The following is a 17618-nucleotide window of genomic DNA, read 5'->3' as shown; positions in this document are numbered from 1 at the left end:
TGGCGCTGGACGGTGTCGCGGCTCAGCAGCGCCAGCCGCCGGTCGACGAAGCGCTGCGTCAGCGCCGCATGCAGCGCATCGGACAATCGCGATTCGAGCGCCTGCGTCTGCGCGGTCCACCCCGCCGCATCGGCGATCCAATCGCCGCGCTGGGCGATGAAGCACAGCGTGCGCACCGCCGCGATGCGGCTTGCGAGCTGGTCGATGTCGCCCTCGGCATCGTCGAGCCGCGCGAGCCGGCGCGCGAACCAGTCGGGGTCGATCATGCCGTCGCCGCTGGTGCGCCACTGCCACAGGCGGAGCACGGTGCGGCTGTGATGCTCGGCGCCGAGCTGCTCGAAATCGGGCAGGCCGCAGACGTCCCACAATCGCTCGACCGCCTGCGGCTCGCCGCCGCGCGCCGCGACCTCGATATCGCCCGCCAGGTGCCGCAGCACGGCGAGGTCCACCGCTTCGGGCGCCGCGCGCAGCGCGGGGTGGGCAGGGGACTGGGCGAGGTCGGCGAGCAGCCCGTCGAGCGTGTCGAAGCGCGGCTGCGGGTTGCGCCAGAACAGGCTCGACAGCGGCGGGAAATGATGCCCCTCGATCGCGGCGATTTCCTCGGGCGTCATACCGCCCTGCGGCAGGCCGATGGTGCCGAAGCTGCCGTCCTGCTGGTGGCGTCCGGCGCGACCCGCGATCTGCGCCATCTCCGCGATGGTCAGGCGGCGCAGGCGTCGCCCGTCGAATTTCTGCAGGCTGGCGAAGGCGACGTGGCGCACGTCGAGGTTCAGCCCCATGCCGATCGCGTCGGTGGCGACCAGATAGTCGACCTCGCCCGCCTCGAACATCGCGACCTGCGCGTTGCGGGTGCGCGGGCTCAGCGCGCCCATCACCACCGCCGCGCCGCCCGCGAAGCGGCGCAGCATCTCGGCGATCGCATAGACTTCCTCGGCCGAGAAGGCGACGATCGCCGACCGCTTGGGAAGGCGCGACAGCTTCATCGCGCCGGCATAGCTGAGCGTCGAAAAACGCGGCCGCCCGACGATTTCGGCCTCGGGCACCAGTTCGCGGATCAGCGGGGTGAGGCTGGCCGAGCCGAGAATCATCGTCTCGTCGCGGCCGCGCGCGCGTAGCATCCGGTCGGTGAAGACGTGCCCGCGCTCGGGATCGGCGCCAAGCTGCGCCTCGTCGATCCCGACGAAGGCGACGTCGCGCTCGATCGGCAACGCCTCCATCGTGCCGAGCACGTAGCGCGCCTCGGGCGGCCAGATGCGTTCCTCGCCGGTGACCAGCGCGACCGCGGCAGGTCCCTTGATCGCGGCGACGCGGTCATAGACCTCGCGCGCGAGCAGGCGCAACGGGAAGCCGATCATGCCGCTGACATGGGCGGTCAGGCGTTCGACCGCCAAATGGGTCTTGCCGGTGTTGGTGGGGCCAAGGACGGCCTTGACCATGGAGGAGGAGGTGAAAGGCATCGTCTTGGCGCCACGCTGGCATGGCGCGCGCGCGGGTGCAACCGCCGATCGCCGCACGATACGCCTCTCGCCTGCCTTTTCCGCCGGCGGGCACGCCACAGCCCGCCTCGGCCACGGCTCGCCGCAAGCCAAAAGCCGCGGGGAAGCCATTAAATTGACTTTAACGACCTTTGTTTACAGACGTTCGGTCCGACGAGATCATCGACGGCCGGGTCGCGGGAGGCCCGTCGAGCGGGGGTTTATTTGTTCCAGCGCCACGAACCCATTGCCGGGATGTCAGGCAACGCGGCCGCGCTCAGCATGGCGCAGGCCGTTCCGCTGCGGCCCGCGGGGTTCGAACCCGAACCGGCACTCTCGTGGCGCGATCGTCTCGCCGGTCTTGACCTCGTTCCCGATCTGGGCGCCAATATCGGCTCGGCCGAATGGTGGCGCGGGCTGGTGACGCTGACGCTGCTGTGCGGCAGCGCCATCGCGACCTTTCCCGGCATCAAGCCGCTGGAGATCGGCGGCGCGCCCGCGCTCGACGCCGCCGATTTCAACGAGGCGCGCGCGCAGATGATCGTGCCGCTCGCGCTCGGCGCCGACACGGGCCGCCACATGGCCGCGACCGACGCGGTGCGCCCGCTGACCCAGACGCCCGAACGGCCGCAGATCGAGTTGGCCGCGACGCTCGGCCGCGGCGACAGCTTCGCCCGCCTGCTCGAACGCTCGGGCGTCGGCGGCGTGGAGGCGCAGGCCATCGCGCAGCAGGTTTCGGGCGCCGTGCCGCTGTCCGACATCGCGCCGGGCACGCGCATCGACCTGATCCTGGGACGCCGCGCGGCGCGCACCATGCCGCGCCCGGTCGAGGCGCTGGCGATGCGCGCACGCTTCGACCTTCGTATCGAGATGGAGCGGATCGACGGGCGGATGGTGATGCGCCGCATCCCGATCGCCGTCGACGCGACGCCGCTGCGCATCCGCGGACGGGTCGGCGACAGCCTCTATCGTTCGGCGCGCGCGGCGGGCGCGCCGCCGGAGGCGATCCAGGCCTATCTGCGCGTGATCGGCAAGCAGATCTCGGTCGGCAGCGACCTGCGCGCCTCGGACGAATATGACATCATCGTCGACCATCGCCGCGCCGAAACGGGCGAAAGCGAGACGGGCCGGCTGCTCTATGCCGGGCTGATCCGCGGCGGCAAGCCGAAGCTGTCGATGCTCGAATGGACCAAGGACGGGCGCAGCCAGTGGTTCGAGGCGTCGGGCGTCGGCGAACGGCGCGGCGGCATGGTGCGCCCGACGAACGGCCGCGTCACCTCGACCTTCGGGGTGCGGCGCCATCCGATCCTCGGCTATCGCCGCATGCACAGCGGCGTCGATTTCGGCGGCGGCTATGGCGCGCCCATCCATGCGGTCAGCGACGGCGTGGTGACGGTCGCCGGCCGCACCGGCGGCTTCGGCAATTACGTCAAGCTCAACCATGGCGGCGGCACCGGCACCGGCTATGGGCATATGAGCCGCATCGCGGTGCGCACGGGCCAGCGCGTCGCGCGCGGGCAGGTGATCGGCTATATCGGCTCGACCGGCCTGTCGACCGGGCCGCATCTTCATTTCGAAGTCTATCGCAACGGCCATGCGGTGAACCCGATGTCGGTCAGCTTCGTCACCAAGGCACAGCTCGAAGGCCAGGAACTCGCGGCCTTCCGCGCGCGCATCCGCACGCTGACCGCGATCGGCCCGGGCGCGGCGCTGGCGCCCGTCGCGCCGAAGCAGATCGAGGGGCCGAAGCTCGGCTCGCTCGCCGACGTCGCTTCGAAGCGGGCCGGCGACGGACTCTGACGGGACGCGGCGCGGATCCACGCGCCGGCTATCGTCCGCTCCGTTCAGACGCGTGCGCAGCTACCGCGCGACCGCCATCGCTCGCGGCGCGGCCGGCGTCGCCTGCTGGCTGGTCGAATCTTGGATATAATCAAAAAGGAATATTGGGGCATGCATAATTTATTATGTTGATATATGAACGCCGCTAATTTGCAGCCTGCGACACAACAATGCCGGTTGGGCACCTTCCCGAGCGAGGATGAGGGGTCCGGCCGCTGGGGAGGTAAGCTGCAATGACATCCACTCGAAATCTGCGCTGGGCGCTTCTCGCGACCGTAGCGGGCCTCGCGGCGCCGGGCACGGCCTTTGCGCAGGCGGCCCCGAACGAGGCTGCCGCGGCCGCACCGGGCGACGAGATCGTCGTCACCGCGCGCAAGCGCGCCGAAAGCCTGCAGGACGTTCCGATTTCGGTCCAGGCGTTCAGCAGCGCCGCGCTCGAACAAGCCGGCATCAAGGATTTCTCCGAAGTCGCCTACCGCATTCCGGGGCTCAAGCTCAGCGCCGAGCGCGCGGTCGATACCGAACTGTTCATCCGCGGCATCGGTTCGGACATCCAGGGCGCCGGCGCCGACGCGGCGGTCGGCATCTTCGTCGACGGCGTCTATCTGTCGCGCGGCACCGGCTCGCTGCTCGACCTCTATGACCTCGAGCGCGTCGAGGTGCTCAAGGGGCCGCAGGCGCTCCGTTTCGGCAAGAGCGTCGTCGGCGGCCTGATCAACTATGTGACCAAGAAGCCCGGCGACACGTTCGAAGGGCGCTTCGAGGCGAGCTACGGCAACTATGACCGGATCGACGTCGCGGCGTCGATGCGCGGCCCGGTGTCGGACACCGTCAGCCTCGGCCTGACGGCTAGTTCGCGCAAGCACGACGGCTATGCGAAGAATCTGCGCGGCGGCGACGAAGAGGACCAGAATATGCAGTCGGTGCGCGCGCAGCTGCGCTGGCAACCCGACGCGACGCTCGATGTCAATCTGTCGGCCGACTATACGCGCCACCGCGACGGCGCGCGCTGGGTCGACATCCTCGTTCCCGGCGACAGCGAGGAAGTGACCTACCTCGGCTATTATGCGCCGACGATCGACAGCCTGCCCGGTTTCGTGCTGCCGAACCGCAACGCGCCGTTCAAGAGCGCGAAGCGCCGCTCGGGCGAGCATAATTTCACCGGCTTCCAGAACAGCGACATGTACGGGCTCAGCGGCACGATCGACTGGCAGCCGGGCGACGGGATCAGCATCACCTCGCAGACCGCCTATCGCGACAGCTCGCTGGCGGCGCGCGAGGACGGATCGGGGATGTTCTTCAACTTCCCCTTCGACCCCGCCACCAACGCCCCCGACATCACCTCCGCGATGCTCGCCGGGCTCGACACCTATCTCGCGACTGTCCCCGACAGCTATTTCGACAGCGGCAAGGGCGAGGACGTGAAGCAATTCTCGCAGGAACTGCGCCTGCGCTGGGACAATGGCGGGCCGCTCCGGCTCGAAGGCGGCGTCTATTATCTGCACGAGAAGATCCGCCGCGCGGAAGATGTGAACTTCCTCTTCCCCGACTTCGGGGCGATCGAGGAATTCGCCTTCGCGCTCGCCTATGGCGGCATCCCGGCGACGCCGTCGCCCGGCTCGAACCACACGGTCACCAGCTCGCGCAACGACAATATCGGCGTCTTCGGCGAAGTCAGCTTCGACCTGACCGACCAGCTCGCCGTCGAGGCGGGGCTGCGTTATGCCTATGACCGCAAGCGCTATTCGAACAATCGCTCGGGCGTGTCGTTCGAGGGCGAGGCGGTCAATTTCCAGGTCGGCGAGACGCGGAGCTGGGACGCCTGGCTGCCGAGCGCGACGCTACGCTACGAACCGAGCGACGACGTCACCCTCTATGCCCGCTATGCGAAGGGCTACAAGCCCGGCGGCTGGACGGGCGAGGACGCCAACACGCCGGCCGAGGCGCTGGTCTCCTTCGATCCCGAAACCGCCGACAGCTTCGAACTCGGCGCCAAGCTCGCGCTTGCCGACCGGCGGTTGTTCATCAACGCGGCGGCCTATTATACGCTCTACGACAATCTCCAGACCAACCAGTTCCTGTCGCCGGGGCCGGGGATGCCGCCCGACAATTTCGTCTTCAATGCGAAGAACGGCACGCGCGCCTATGGCCTCGAACTCGATTTCCAGGCGCGGATCACCGATACCTTTACCCTGTCGGGCAACTATGCATTTTCGAAGTGCAACTTTACCGGCGAGCTGATCATCGACGACGACGGAACCGACCTCGACGGCAACAGTTGCCGCCGCACTCCCAAGCATGCGTTCAGCGTCGCGGCGAACCTCGACCAGCCGATCAGCGAACGGCTCGCGCTGGTGGCGGGCACCGACTTCCAGTATACGGGGGCGAATTTCTTCGACAATCCGAACACCCCGATCCTGAAGTTCGACGAAGAGGTGCTGCTCAATGCACGCATCGGGGTGCGCGACATCGACGACAAGTGGGGAATTGACCGCCTGGATCAAGAATCTCACCAACGAGCTCAACTATACCAGCAAGCTCGAATTGTTCGGCACCATCTATTCGACCTATATCCCGCCGCGCACCTATGGCCTGACGGCCCGGTTCCGCTTCTAGGGCATCATTGTCATTGCAACTCCGGATCGGGTTCGGGGTCGCAATGATGCAGCGGGTCAACAGGCAGGAAAGGGTTCGCAATGAAGCGCGGCATCAGGATCATGGCAGGCGCAGGCACCGTCCTCGCCGCGCTGCTCGGCACGGCGGCGCTCGCTGCGGCGGACTGGGGTCCGAAAGAACCCGGGCCGATCGATGTGCGCGATTCGTGGCTGCAGGCCTGGATCACCATGACCCCCGACAATCCGCCAGCCCCGCCGAAACCGGGCGTCGATTACGGCATGAACCCCGATGGGTCGTTCCGCCATCCGGTCGCGACGCCGCTGACGACCGATGCGCCACGCTTTCCGGGGCAGCTCGATCATTGGGATCAGAACAGCTACGCCAGCAACGTCGATGTGATCGCCTTCTATCCCGCGGTGACATCGCCGTGGCACGCCTGGGCGAATGTCGTCGATTTCGGCGGCAAGCGCTATCTCTACACCCACGACCGCGACTATCTGCGCATCCTCGATGTCACCGACCCGCGCAAGGCGAAGATCGTCTGGTCGCAGGGCGGCACCTGGAGCGCCAAGGGGTCGAGCGAGGATTGGGACGCCTCCGCGGTTACCGACTATTTCGGCGGCGTCACCATCGCATGGAACGAGAAGCTGCGGCGCAACATCCTCGTCGCCTCCTACGAGATCGGCCGCTTCGGCCTGATGGAGGACAAGCGCCGCGAGCCCGCGAAAGTGGCGGAGCAGCGTCACTATAATTCGCTCAAGGGCTTCAAGGTCTATGCGATGAACGGTCCGACCCCCGACCAGTGGGAACTGATCGCGACGCGCACCACCGACACCAAGCACCCCGACGCGCCGATCGGGCAGCAGCAGGGATCGGGCGCGCTCGACGCGGTCACATGGTTCGGGGGCAAATATATGCTGCTCTCGGCGGCGCCCGACGACAGCTATTCGCTCACCGAATATCCCGATTATCTCTATTCGCCCGGCTATCAGGTCTGGAACATGGCGGACCCGGCGAACCCGAAATTCGTGTCGCAAATCACGGTGCCCGGCCAGCAGCTCGGCGACCCCGCCAGCGAGGCCGCCTATCGCGCCAATCCGCGCGCGGGCAACCGGACGAGCTGGATGGGGTCGCGCTATCCAATCGTGACCACCCGGCCGGTCGAGAACGGCGGCAAGGTCGGCTTCGGCGGCATGGGCGGGCTCGGCTTCTACACGTTCGACCTCAGCGACCCGGCGCAGCCGAAGACGCTCGGCCATCTCACCGTCCCGCCGAGCTATGCCGGGACCGAATTCGACAATGTCGACGTCAGCCAGTATGACCGCACCGGCTTCGTCTTCGCGAACGGCTATCCGATGAACGAGAATTGCTACGAGCCGTTCAAGGACATTTATTCGATCGACGTGCGCGATCCCGCGCATCCGAAGGTCGCGGCGACCTTCCCGCGTCCGACGCCGCCGCCCGGCGCGGCCTTCACCGATTTCTGCCAGCGGCGCGGCAGCTTCGGGCCGAAGCGGTCGGGCGGGCTCACCCAGCCCGAGCGCGGGCGCCAGGGTCTCGCCATCTATGCCTTCTACAACGCGGGCATCCAGATCTTCGACGTCAAAGATCCGGCAAAGCCGAAGGTCGCGGGCTATTTCGTCCCGCGCTTCGCGACGACCGACGAACTGCCCGATTATGCGATCGGCAACTCGACCTTCGCGGTCTATACCGAATATGACCGCAACATCATCTGGGCCTTTTCGGTGAACGGCGTCTATGCGCTGTCGTCGCCGCTGCTCGGCAAGCCGCGGCTCGGTGCGCCGAAGACCATCTGGCCCGAACGGCGATAATCCCACTTCGAAAAGGACCTGATTTATGCGCACAGCGATGATGACGCTGGCGGGGGCGCTGCTCCTCGCCGGATGCTCGAACGCGCCCGCCGACAAGCCGGTGGCAAATCCCGCCGAACCTGCCGGCGACAATATCCTGCACATCAGCTGGGGCGGCATCGCGGAGGCCGATGCGGGCGAGGCCGCGCGCCACTGGTCGACCTGGACGATCAACCTCGTCGACGGCGGTCCGGCCTATGGCTGGCAGTCCGACAAGGCCGTCACCCTCCCGCACCAGCTCGCTTTCGAGCTGGCGGGCAGCGGCACGATCCGAGCGGTCGCGCTCGACAATCGCTTCGAGCCGGTGGTGCGCGAGGACGGGTCGATGTCGCAGGCCCCCGACGGCTCGCCAGTGCGGCGCTTCGCGCTGCTCGGCTCGACCGCCGGGCCCGATGGGCCGTTCGAGACGCTGGTCGAGGGCGAGGCCAAGGCCGACGCGCAGACGCTGGTGAAACTGCCGAAGGAGGCCCGCGCACACTGGCTGCGGCTGCGCATCGACAGCAATTGGGCGGGCAGCGGTTCGACGCGTCTGTCGGACCTCGCCGTGATCGGCGATCTCGACCAGCGCGGGGCGGGCGGCGGCGAGGACGTCGGCGGCGTCTATGCCCATGAATATGGCCCGATCCTGCTGCGGCAGAAGGGGAATGAGGTTATCGGCTGCTACAACGACGGGCTCGGCACGCTGCGCGGCACGATCTTCGGCCGCATCATGCGGCTCGCCTGGTATTCGAAGGCAGAGGGCAGCATCGGCGCGGCGACGCTGGTCGCGGCGAACGGCAAGCTCTATGGCTTCTGGTATCGCCCCGAAGACAGGATGGGCAGCCCGTGGAATGCGGTGAGGGAAGGCGGCCTCGACGGCGCCGATCTCGGCAAGTGCCGCGCGGCGCTCTATCCGCCAGCCTGAGGACTTGCCCATGCGTTTCGATGTTTCCGCCCCCACCGCCGAAATCGCCGGAAGCGCCGAGCGCTTCCCCGTTCGCCGCATCTTCTGCGTCGGCAAGAATTACGCCGACCACGCGCGCGAGATGGGCGGCGATCCGACGCGCGAGCCGCCCTTCTTCTTCTCGAAGCCCGCCGATGCGATCGTCGGGGGGGCGGGCGACATCGCGATGCCCCCGCGCACCGACAATCTGCATCACGAGATCGAGCTGGTCGTCGCGCTCGCGAAGGGCGGCGCGAATATCGCATCCGACGACGCGATGTCTCACATCTTCGGCTATGCGGTCGGCAACGACCTGACGCGCCGCGACCTTCAGGCCGACGCGAAGGCCGGCGGCCGGCCGTGGGATATGGCCAAGGGCTTCGACCACAGCGCGGTGCTGTCGCCGATCCGCCCGGCGGCCGAGGTCGGCCATCCAGCTGCAGCGCGAATCTGGCTGTCGGTGGGTGGGACGGTCCGGCAGGACGGCAATATCGCCGATATGATCTGGCCCGTCGCCGATATCATCGCTGAGCTGTCGACCTATGTCGAGCTGAAGGCGGGCGACCTCATCTACACCGGCACCCCGGCGGGCGTCGGCCGGATCGTGGCAGGCGATGTCGTCGAGGGCGGGATCGACGGCATCGGGACGATTGCCAACCGCTTCTTATAACAAGTTCGCCATATCATAGAGGGCATTTGATATTATTTGTGTATGACGGAGGCGCCTAATCCGGCGCTGTACCCCGGCTCCCGCATGAAGGATCGCGCATGACATCGACGACCGTAGCCCGCAACGTCGTGACGGGACTGCGCGACATGGGCGTGCGCCATGTCTTCGGCGTGCCGAGCGGCGGCTGGGTCGATTATATGGAGGCGATCCGCACCACTGACGGCATCGACTTCGTACTGACCAGCCATGAGGGCGGCGCGGGTTTCATGGCCGATGTGTGCGGGCGGCTGACCGGGGTGCCGGGGGTCTGCTTCGGCACCTTCGGACCGGGCGCGACCAACCTTGCGACCGGGGTCGGCGGCGCGACGCTCGACCGCTCGCCGATGATCGCGCTGACCGACGAGATGCCTGCGCCCTTGCGTGGACGCACCGTGCAGATGGCGATCGACCATCAGGCGCTGTTTGCGCCGCTGACCAAGGCGACGATGCGGATCGAGGCCGACGGCGCCGCCGATACGCTGGCGCAGGCGGCGCGGATAGCGTTGTCGGGCCGCCCGGGCGCTGTGCATGTCGGCCTGCCGCAGGGGATGAGCGCGGAGGTGGTCGAGCCTGCCGCAATCGGCCTGATCGTGCCCGACGCACCACCCGCGCCCGATGCCGCCGCGCTCGATGCGCTGACCGCCGCCTTTGCCGCCGCCGCGAAGCCGGTGCTCGCCGTCGGCCTCGGCGCCGTCCACGCGGGGGTGCAGGACCGCATCCTCGCGCTGGCCGAGCGGTTCGGCCTGCCGGTACTGCTGACCCCGATGGCGAAGGGCATGGTGCCGGAGGATCACCCCAATTACGCGGGTGTGCTGTTCCACGCACTGTCCGACATGGTTGGGCGGACGCATGCTGAGGCCGATCTGGTCGTCGCGGTTGGCTACGACCCGATCGAGTTCAATTACGAAAGCTGGATGAAGGACGGACTCGCGCTCGCCAGCATCGACGTCGCCCCCGCTGACATCGACCGCGCCAAGCATCCCGTCGCCGCCGAGGTCGTCGGCGCCATCGCGCCCGCGCTCGACGCGCTCCTCGCGCTGCCCGCCGCCGCGAAGGCCTGGGACCTCGCGGCGCTGGCCGAGCGCAGGGCGGCGATGTTCGCGAAGTTGAAGGGGCGCGAGGGCCGTTTCGGTCCCTGCGCCGCGCTCGACGTGCTCCGTGACGTGCTGCCCGCCGACGGCATCATGACCTGCGACGTCGGCGCGCACACGCATCTGATCGGCCAGCATTGGCGCACGCCCCGGCCGGGGACGCAGATCATGACCAACGGCTGGTCGGCAATGGGCTTCGGCCTGCCCGCCGCAATCGCCGCGAAACTGTGCCGTCCCGATACGCCGGTCTGCTGCGTGCTCGGCGACGGCGGCTTCCTGATGACGGTCGGCGAACTGGCGACTGCCGCGCGCGAAAAGCTGCCGATCGTCATCGTCGTCTTCACCGACAACGACCTCGCGCTGATCCGCATCAAGCAGGAGAAGAAGGCGAACCCCATCTATGGCACGCCGGTGCGTGCTGAGGGAACGATCGGCGGCCCGTCGCTGTTCGGGGTGCCGGTGACGGTCGCGCGCGATCCCGCCGAATTCCGTGCCGCGCTCGAAGCTGGTTTCACTGCGGACGGCCCGGTCATCGTCGAGGCGCTGCTCGACAGCCGTGAATATGACGAGCTGGTGCTGCGCAAGGACAAGCCATGATGCATGTCGCGTTCGACGCGGCGCGCTCGCTGTTGATCGGCGGCCGCTGGGAGGCGGCCGACGCGACGATGGATGTCATAGATCCCTGGTCGGGCGCGGCGCTCGGCGCGGTCGCCTGCGCCGATGCGAGCCATGTCGAACGCGCGGCTGCCGCCGCGGTGCACGGCGCCGCCGCGATGCGCGAGCTGCCGACCGGCGCGCGCTCGCGCATTCTCCACGCCGCCGCGTTGGCGCTCGAAGCCGATGGCGAGCGCTTCGCCGCCGCGATCACCGCCGAAACGGGCAAGCCGATCCGCGCCGCCGCTCGCGAAGTGGCGCGCGCCGTCAACACGCTGCGCCTCTCGGCCGAAGAGGCGGTGCGGCTGGCCGGCGAGACGATCGCCTTCGACGGCTTTCCGGGGGGAGAGTCGCGGTCGGGGCATTACATCTATGAACCTGTCGGCGTCGTCGCCGCGATCACGCCGTTCAACGATCCGCTCAATCTCGTCTGCCACAAGCTCGGCCCCGCCTTCGCGGCAGGCAACGCCGTCGTGCTCAAGCCCGCCGAGCAGGCGCCGCTCGTCGCGATCATGCTGGCGCGGCTGCTGCTCGCGGCGGGACTGCCCGAAAGGGCGCTGAACCTGCTGACCGGGCGCGGGGCCGACTTCGGCGATGCGCTGACGAGCCACCCCGACGTGGCGATGATCAGCTTCACCGGCGGCGCCGGGGTTGGGCAGGCGATCTGTCGTTCGGCCGGGATCAAGCGCGTGGCGATGGAACTCGGCGGCAACGGGCCGGTGATCGTGATGGACGATGCCGATGTCGACAGGGCCGCCGCCGCTTGCGTTTCGGGCGCGTTCGGCGCGGCGGGGCAGAACTGCATCGGCGTCCAGCGCATCTATGTCCACGACGCGGTCCACGACCACTTTCGGGCGGCGCTGATCGCCGCGACGCGCGCCTTGCGCGTCGGCGACCCGACCGACCCGGCGACCGACATCGGCCCGATGATCGGCACGGGAGAGGCGACGCGCATCGCGGCGTGGATCGAGGAAGCCGTGGCGGGCGGCGCGACGCTGCTTGCGGGCGGCGAGCGCGCCGGGGCGCTGGTGCGGCCGACTTTGCTTGCCGACGTGCCCGATGATGCGCGCGTCGCCTGCCGCGAAGCCTTCGGCCCGGTCGTCAGCCTGTTCCGCTTCGCCGATCTGGACGAGGCCATCGACGCGGCCAATCGCGCCGACTACGCGATCCATGCCGCGATCTTCACCGAATCGATCCGCAACGCGCGCCACGCGGCGCGGCGGCTGCGCGCGGCGGGGGTGATAATTAACGATTCGACCGACTACCGGCTCGACGCCATGCCTTTCGGCGGCGCGGGGCGGGGCAATATGGGCCGCGAAGGCGTGCGCTTCGCCGCGCGCGAAATGTCGCAGACGAAGGTGATATGTTTCCATGACGCTTGATGCCGAACCCCTTGATCGCGCCGCCTGTCAGGCGATGGACGCCGCCGATCCGCTCGCGCCGCTGCGCGATCGCTTCGACCTGCCCGAAGGCCTGATCTATCTCGACGGCAATTCGCTTGGCGCGATGCCGAAGGATGCGGCGGCGCGCGCACACGACGTCGTGACGCGCGAGTGGGGGACCGGCCTGATCAGAGCTGGAACAGCGCCGGCTGGTTCGACCTGCCGGTGCGGCTCGGCGACAAGCTCGCGCCGCTGATCGGCGCCGCACCGGGCGAGGTCGTCGTCTGCGATTCGACGAGCCAGAATCTGTTCAAGGTGCTGTCGGCCGCGGTCGCGCTGCGTCCGGACCGCCGCGTTCTGATCCTCGAAGGCAGTAATTTCCCGACCAACAACTATATCGCCGAGGGCGTCGCCGCAGCGACCGGCGGGCGGGTCGAGGTCCGGCTCTGTGAAAAGGACGAGATTGCGGAGGCGATCGACGAAGACACGATCGCGGTCGCGATCACCCATGTTCATTACAAGTCGGGGCACGTCCACGACATGGCCGCGATCACCGCGCGCGCATGCGGCCGGGGCGCTCTCCATCTGGGACCTGTGTCACAGCGCCGGGGCGATGCCGGTCGACCTCAATGGCGCTGGCGTCGATTTCGCGGTCGGCTGCACCTACAAATATCTGAACGGTGGTCCCGGCTCGCCTGCTTTCCTGTTCGCGGCGCGGCGCCACCAGGGGCAGGCGCTCCAGCCCGTCACCGGCTGGTGGGGGCACGCCGCGCCCTTCGCCTTCGAACCCGGATACCGCCCGCAGCAGGGCATCCGCCAATATCTGATCGGCACCCAGCAGATTCTATCGATGGCGCTCGCCGAGGTCGGGCTCGACATCCATCTGTCGGCCGACATGGACGCAATCCGCGCGAAGTCGATAGCGCTCACCGACCTGTTCATCCGCCTCGTCGAGCAGCGCTGCGCCGGCCACGGCTTCACGCTCGCGTCGCCGCGCGCGGCCGAGGCGCGCGGCAGCCAGGTGTCCTTCGCGCACGCCGACGGCTATCCGATCATGCGCGCGCTGATCGCGGCGGGGGTGATCGGCGATTTCCGCGCGCCCGACACGGTGCGCTTCGGCTTCACGCCGCTTTATGTCCGCTTCGTCGACGTGTGGGATGCCGTCGACCGGCTGGTGGCGATCATGGACGGCGGCATCTGGAATTTGCCGGAGCATCAGGTACGCGACGCCGTTACATGAGCGCGCGGCAAGGGGAGGGAGTGACGATGGACGAACAGGCCTATCTCGATCGCGAGGCGGGACTCGAGCGTGGGCTGAGTAAGGCGCAGATCATCATGATCGGCCTCGGCGGCGCGATCGGCACCGGCCTGTTCATGGGATCGGGAATCGCGATCGGCTATGCCGGGCCGGGGGTGCTCATCAGCTATCTGATCGCGGCGCTGATCGCGGTGATCATGGTGTTCAGCCTGTCCGAAATGGCCGTCGTCCACCCCACCGCAGGTTCGTTCGGCACCTATGCCGAAATCTATCTCGGGCCGATGATGGGCTTCATCGTCCGCTATACATACTGGATTCAGCAGGTACTGCTGATCGGCGCCGAGGCGGTCGCGGTCGGCATCTACATGAGCTGGTGGTTTCCCGACGTGCCGGTGTGGTTGTGGGCGATCGGCAGCGCCGCGGCGGTGCTGTGGATCAACACGCGCGCGGTGCATAATTTCGGATCGGTCGAATATTGGCTGACCGTGATCAAGGTGTCGGCAATCGTCGCCTTCATCGTCGTCGGCCTGTCGCGCATCCTGGGCATCGTCGGCGATCCCATCGGGCTGCACAATGTCACTGGCCTTGCGGGCGGTTTCCTGCCCAACGGCTTTTTGGGCGTCTGGCTGGCGGTGCTGATGGCGCTCTTCTCCTTCATGGGGCTCGAGTTCGTCGTCGGCACGGCCAGTGAGGCCAAGGACCCGAAGGTCGCGATCCCCGCCGCTCTGCGCACGATGGCGGCGCGGCTGTTCCTCTTCTACATCCTCGCGCTGTTCATCATCGTCGCCTTCCTGCCATGGACCGAATCGGGCGCGAAGGTCGTCACCGAAAGCCCGTTCGTGAAGATGTTCGCGAGCGCGGGCATCCCCTATGCGGCGGGGCTGATGAACTTCGTCGTCGCGACGGCGGCGCTGTCGGCGATGAACACCAGCATCTATCTGGGCTCGCGGATGCTCTTCTCGCTCGCGCGCGGCGGCTATGCGCCCCGCGCGCTCGGGCAGCTCAATGCGCAGAATGTGCCGATGCGCGCGACCGCCGTCACCGGCGCGGGCATCCTTGCCGCCGCCTCGCTGTCGATCCTGACCCCGCTCGCCTACAACTATCTGTTCGGCATCGTGCTGTTCGGCGGCCTGCTGGTGTGGAGCGCGATCCTCGTCAGCCACCTCCGCTTCCGCCGGCGGCACCAGGGGGCCGATCTGCCGGTGCGCATGCCCTTCTTTCCTTATGCGCAGATTCTCGGACTGGTCCTGCTCGGCGCGATCACGGTGACGATGGCGCTCCATGCCGACTGGCAGGTGGCGGTATTCGCCGGCGGACCGTGGCTGGTGCTGATCGCCGCCGCCTATCTGGTCTGGCGCCGTATGGCGCGGTCGCGGGGAACGTTCGAATCCGCATAGCTTCGCGTCGAACCTAGAGTGCGTTCGGTTTTAATTGAATCAAAACCGGCACTCTGGATTCTTGTTTTGCCGTGTTTTCCGAGTCGTCAGGTGATTCCACCTGACTTGAAAACACTCTAGCTGACCGTGTCCTGCCCTAGTTCGGCGCGGATTTCGGCCGCGATCTCGTGGATCACGCCCATGAAATAGCGCGCCGCCGCCGACAGCTCGACATGCGCGTGGGTCGTCGCGCCGATGCGCGAGCTCGCGCCCTCCAGCGTCACCGGCAGCGCGACCAGTCCCGCCTGGCCCAGCCCGACCTGGTGCGGCATCGCGGCGAGCATGTCGGTGCTCATCAGCAGCGCGTGGTTGGTCAGGATCGACACCGATTCGATCACGTCGCGCGGCGGCTCCAGCCCTTCGTGGCGAAAGGCGTGGTCGATCTGGCGACGCAGCGACGTCTGCGGCGGCGGCATCACCCACGGCTGGTCGACGAGTTCGGCGAGGCTCAGCGCGTCGCGCGCCGCCAGCGGATGATCGGCGCGCACCATGATCGACACCGTATCGAGATAAAGGACGTCCTGCTTCAGCCCCTCGCGCTCGCGATATTCGGGCAGGCGGCCGAGCACGACGTCGATGTCGCCGGTGCGCAGGCCGGGCATCAGCCGGTCGATCGTGCCCTCGGCGACCGTCACTGCGATCCCCGGCCGCCGCTCGCGCAGCCGGGCGAGCGCGCGCGGCAGCAGCGACGTCGATGCGGCGAGCAGCGTGCCGACATGGACGCGGCCCGACAGGCCTTCCTCCAGCGACTGCAGCTCCTCGCTCGCGTGGCGAAGCTGGGTCAGGATCAGCTTCGCATGCTTGATCATCACCTCGCCGAAATCGGTCGGCGTCACCCCGCGCGACGAGCGGTCGAACAGCTGGACGCCCAGTGCGTCCTCCAGCTCCTTGATGCTCTTCGTCGCCGCCGGCTGGGCGATGTTCAGCGCCTGCGATCCCTTGAGCACCGTGCCTTCGTCGGCGATCGCGGTGAGCAGCCGCAACTGGCGGAGCTTCAGACGGCTCAGCAGAAAATTCTCGTGAAATTTTGGCATGATGCTCCCCCGGGCGGCCTGATACAGTTATAGCCATTTTATAATAGCGAGGACAAGTCTGGAGATTATTGTTGATAGCAAACCCCGGCTACCCGGGTATTCGACCCGCGCCCGGAACCGGCCGCCGGTCGTAATCGACCGATGGACGGGGAGCGCCGCGAATACGCATGGACAGACAGGCATCACACACAGCGGCGGTGATCGACATGCACAGCCATTTCTTCCCCGCGATGGACGCCGCCTATCGCGCGCAGGCGGAGGCGGAGGGGCTGCCGTGGCTTCGCGACGCCGGCGACGGCACCGGCCTCATCATGTCGGGAACGAAGCCGTTTCGCCCGGTCGAGGACATCCTCTGGGATCCCGCCCGCCGCATCGAGGCGCTCGACGAGCAGGGTATCGACCTCCAGATCATCTGCGCGACGCCGATCATGTTCGGCTACGGCCGCCCCGCCGAACAGGCGCTCGATTCGGCGCAGCGCTTCAATGATGCGGCGCTCGCCTTCTGCGCCCATGCGCCCGACCGGATGCAGGCGCTGGCGCAGGTACCGCTTCAGGACATCGACATGGCATGCGCCGAAGTCGGCCGCGCGGTCGCGTCGGGGCATCTGGGCGTGCAGATCGGCAACCACATGGGGCTGCGCAACCTCGATGACGAGGGGCTGCTGACCTTCCTGGCCCATTGCGCCGATGTCGGCGCGGCGGTGCTCGTCCACCCGTGGGATATGATGGCGCGCGAGCGCATGCCCAAATATATGCTGCCCTGGCTCGTCGCGATGCCGGCGGAAACGCAGCTTTCGATCCTGTCGCTGATCCTGTCGGGCGCGTTCGAGCGTCTGCCGAAAAGCCTGCGCATCTGCTTCGGCCACGGCGGCGGCAGCTTCGCCTTCCTGCTCGGCCGGGTCGAGAATGCGTGGAAGCACCGCGACATCGTGCGCGTCGATTGCCCGAACCCGCCGTCGACCTATGTCGACCGCTTCTTCGTCGATTCCGCCGTGTTCGATCCGCGCGCGCTCAGCCTGCTGGTCGACGTGATGGGCGAGGACCGCATCCTGCTCGGTTCCGACCATCCCTTCCCGCTCGGCGAGCAGGACATCGGCGCGCTTGTGCGCGAGCACGACGGACTGTCGGCGGCGCAGAAAGCGAAGATCCTCAGCGGCAATGCGCGGGCCTTCCTGAACCTGTAACCATTGCCGATGTCGGCTTTGGGGTGGGAAGCGGTCGTTTGAGACATTCCCTGGTTTCCCCTCCCGCAGGCGGGAGGGGCAGCGAGACTTACGAACTTGTTCGTTAGTCGCAGCGGGGTGGGCCTTTGCACCGTCGCTGCCCACCCC

Annotated in this window: 13 protein-coding genes; 11 read left to right on the top strand and 2 right to left on the bottom strand. The window is 67.7% G+C overall.

From position 1 onward, the window contains the following. The coding region (locus ABS88_RS04190; protein WP_286749144.1) for a helicase-related protein at positions 1-1457 on the bottom strand (1457 nt) is incomplete at its 3' end. Positions 1458-1730: 273 nt separating this feature from the next. On the opposite strand from ABS88_RS04190, the gene ABS88_RS04185 reads away from it, so the two are divergent. The 10 genes from ABS88_RS04185 (at position 1731) to ABS88_RS04145 (ending at position 15214) form a co-directional block, all read left to right on the top strand. Continuing rightward, a complete protein-coding gene (locus ABS88_RS04185) occupies positions 1731-3275 on the top strand; it encodes a M23 family metallopeptidase (RefSeq protein WP_076076809.1) in 1545 nt (514 codons plus the stop codon). Positions 3276-3547: 272 nt separating this feature from the next. Beyond that, positions 3548-5977 (top strand): TonB-dependent receptor, encoded by a 2430-nt coding sequence (locus ABS88_RS04180; protein ID WP_286749143.1) that lies wholly within the window; start codon positions 3548-3550, stop codon positions 5975-5977. A 33-nt stretch (positions 5978-6010) separates the two neighbouring features. After that, on the top strand, positions 6011-7762 hold the full coding sequence (locus ABS88_RS04175; protein WP_076076803.1) for an LVIVD repeat-containing protein: 1752 nt from the start codon (positions 6011-6013) through the stop codon (positions 7760-7762). Positions 7763-7787: 25 nt separating this feature from the next. Then, the gene (locus ABS88_RS04170) at positions 7788-8705 is read left to right on the top strand and encodes a hypothetical protein (RefSeq protein ID WP_076076801.1); all 918 of its coding nucleotides are present in this window, start codon (positions 7788-7790) and stop codon (positions 8703-8705) included. A 10-nt stretch (positions 8706-8715) separates the two neighbouring features. Beyond that, the gene (locus ABS88_RS04165) at positions 8716-9393 is read left to right on the top strand and encodes a fumarylacetoacetate hydrolase family protein (RefSeq protein WP_076076798.1); all 678 of its coding nucleotides are present in this window, start codon (positions 8716-8718) and stop codon (positions 9391-9393) included. 98 nt (positions 9394-9491) lie between these two features. Next, a complete protein-coding gene (locus ABS88_RS04160) occupies positions 9492-11120 on the top strand; it encodes a thiamine pyrophosphate-binding protein (protein WP_076076795.1) in 1629 nt (542 codons plus the stop codon). Continuing rightward, positions 11117-12559 (top strand): aldehyde dehydrogenase family protein, encoded by a 1443-nt coding sequence (locus tag ABS88_RS04155; protein WP_234002469.1) that lies wholly within the window; start codon positions 11117-11119, stop codon positions 12557-12559. The genes ABS88_RS04160 and ABS88_RS04155 overlap by 4 nt, the downstream gene beginning before the upstream one ends. Continuing rightward, positions 12549-12815, top strand: coding sequence for a hypothetical protein (locus ABS88_RS25015; protein WP_353745041.1), 267 nt, complete (start codon positions 12549-12551; stop codon positions 12813-12815). The genes ABS88_RS04155 and ABS88_RS25015 overlap by 11 nt, the downstream gene beginning before the upstream one ends. Before the next feature lie 252 nt (positions 12816-13067). After that, positions 13068-13799 (top strand): aminotransferase class V-fold PLP-dependent enzyme, encoded by a 732-nt coding sequence (locus ABS88_RS25010; RefSeq protein WP_353745040.1) that lies wholly within the window; start codon positions 13068-13070, stop codon positions 13797-13799. 26 nt (positions 13800-13825) lie between these two features. Then, positions 13826-15214 carry an amino acid permease gene (locus ABS88_RS04145; protein WP_076076790.1) on the top strand — a complete coding sequence of 463 codons (1389 nt, stop codon included), beginning with the start codon at positions 13826-13828 and terminating at the stop codon, positions 15212-15214. A 116-nt stretch (positions 15215-15330) separates the two neighbouring features. Here the strand turns inward: ABS88_RS04145 and ABS88_RS04140 are convergent, their stop codons facing one another. Then, a complete protein-coding gene (locus ABS88_RS04140; RefSeq protein WP_104959849.1) occupies positions 15331-16287 on the bottom strand; it encodes a LysR family transcriptional regulator in 957 nt (318 codons plus the stop codon). A 167-nt stretch (positions 16288-16454) separates the two neighbouring features. Between ABS88_RS04140 and ABS88_RS04135 the strand changes: the two genes are divergently transcribed. Further along, positions 16455-17471, top strand: a complete 1017-nt coding sequence (locus ABS88_RS04135) for an amidohydrolase family protein (RefSeq protein WP_234002468.1) — start codon at positions 16455-16457, stop codon at positions 17469-17471. The last annotated feature ends 147 nt before the right edge of the window (positions 17472-17618 follow it).

The organism is Sphingopyxis sp. SCN 67-31 (assembly GCF_001725095.1).
Note: the sequence above shows the minus strand (reverse complement) of the source record. Positions and strands in the feature narration are given on the sequence as shown.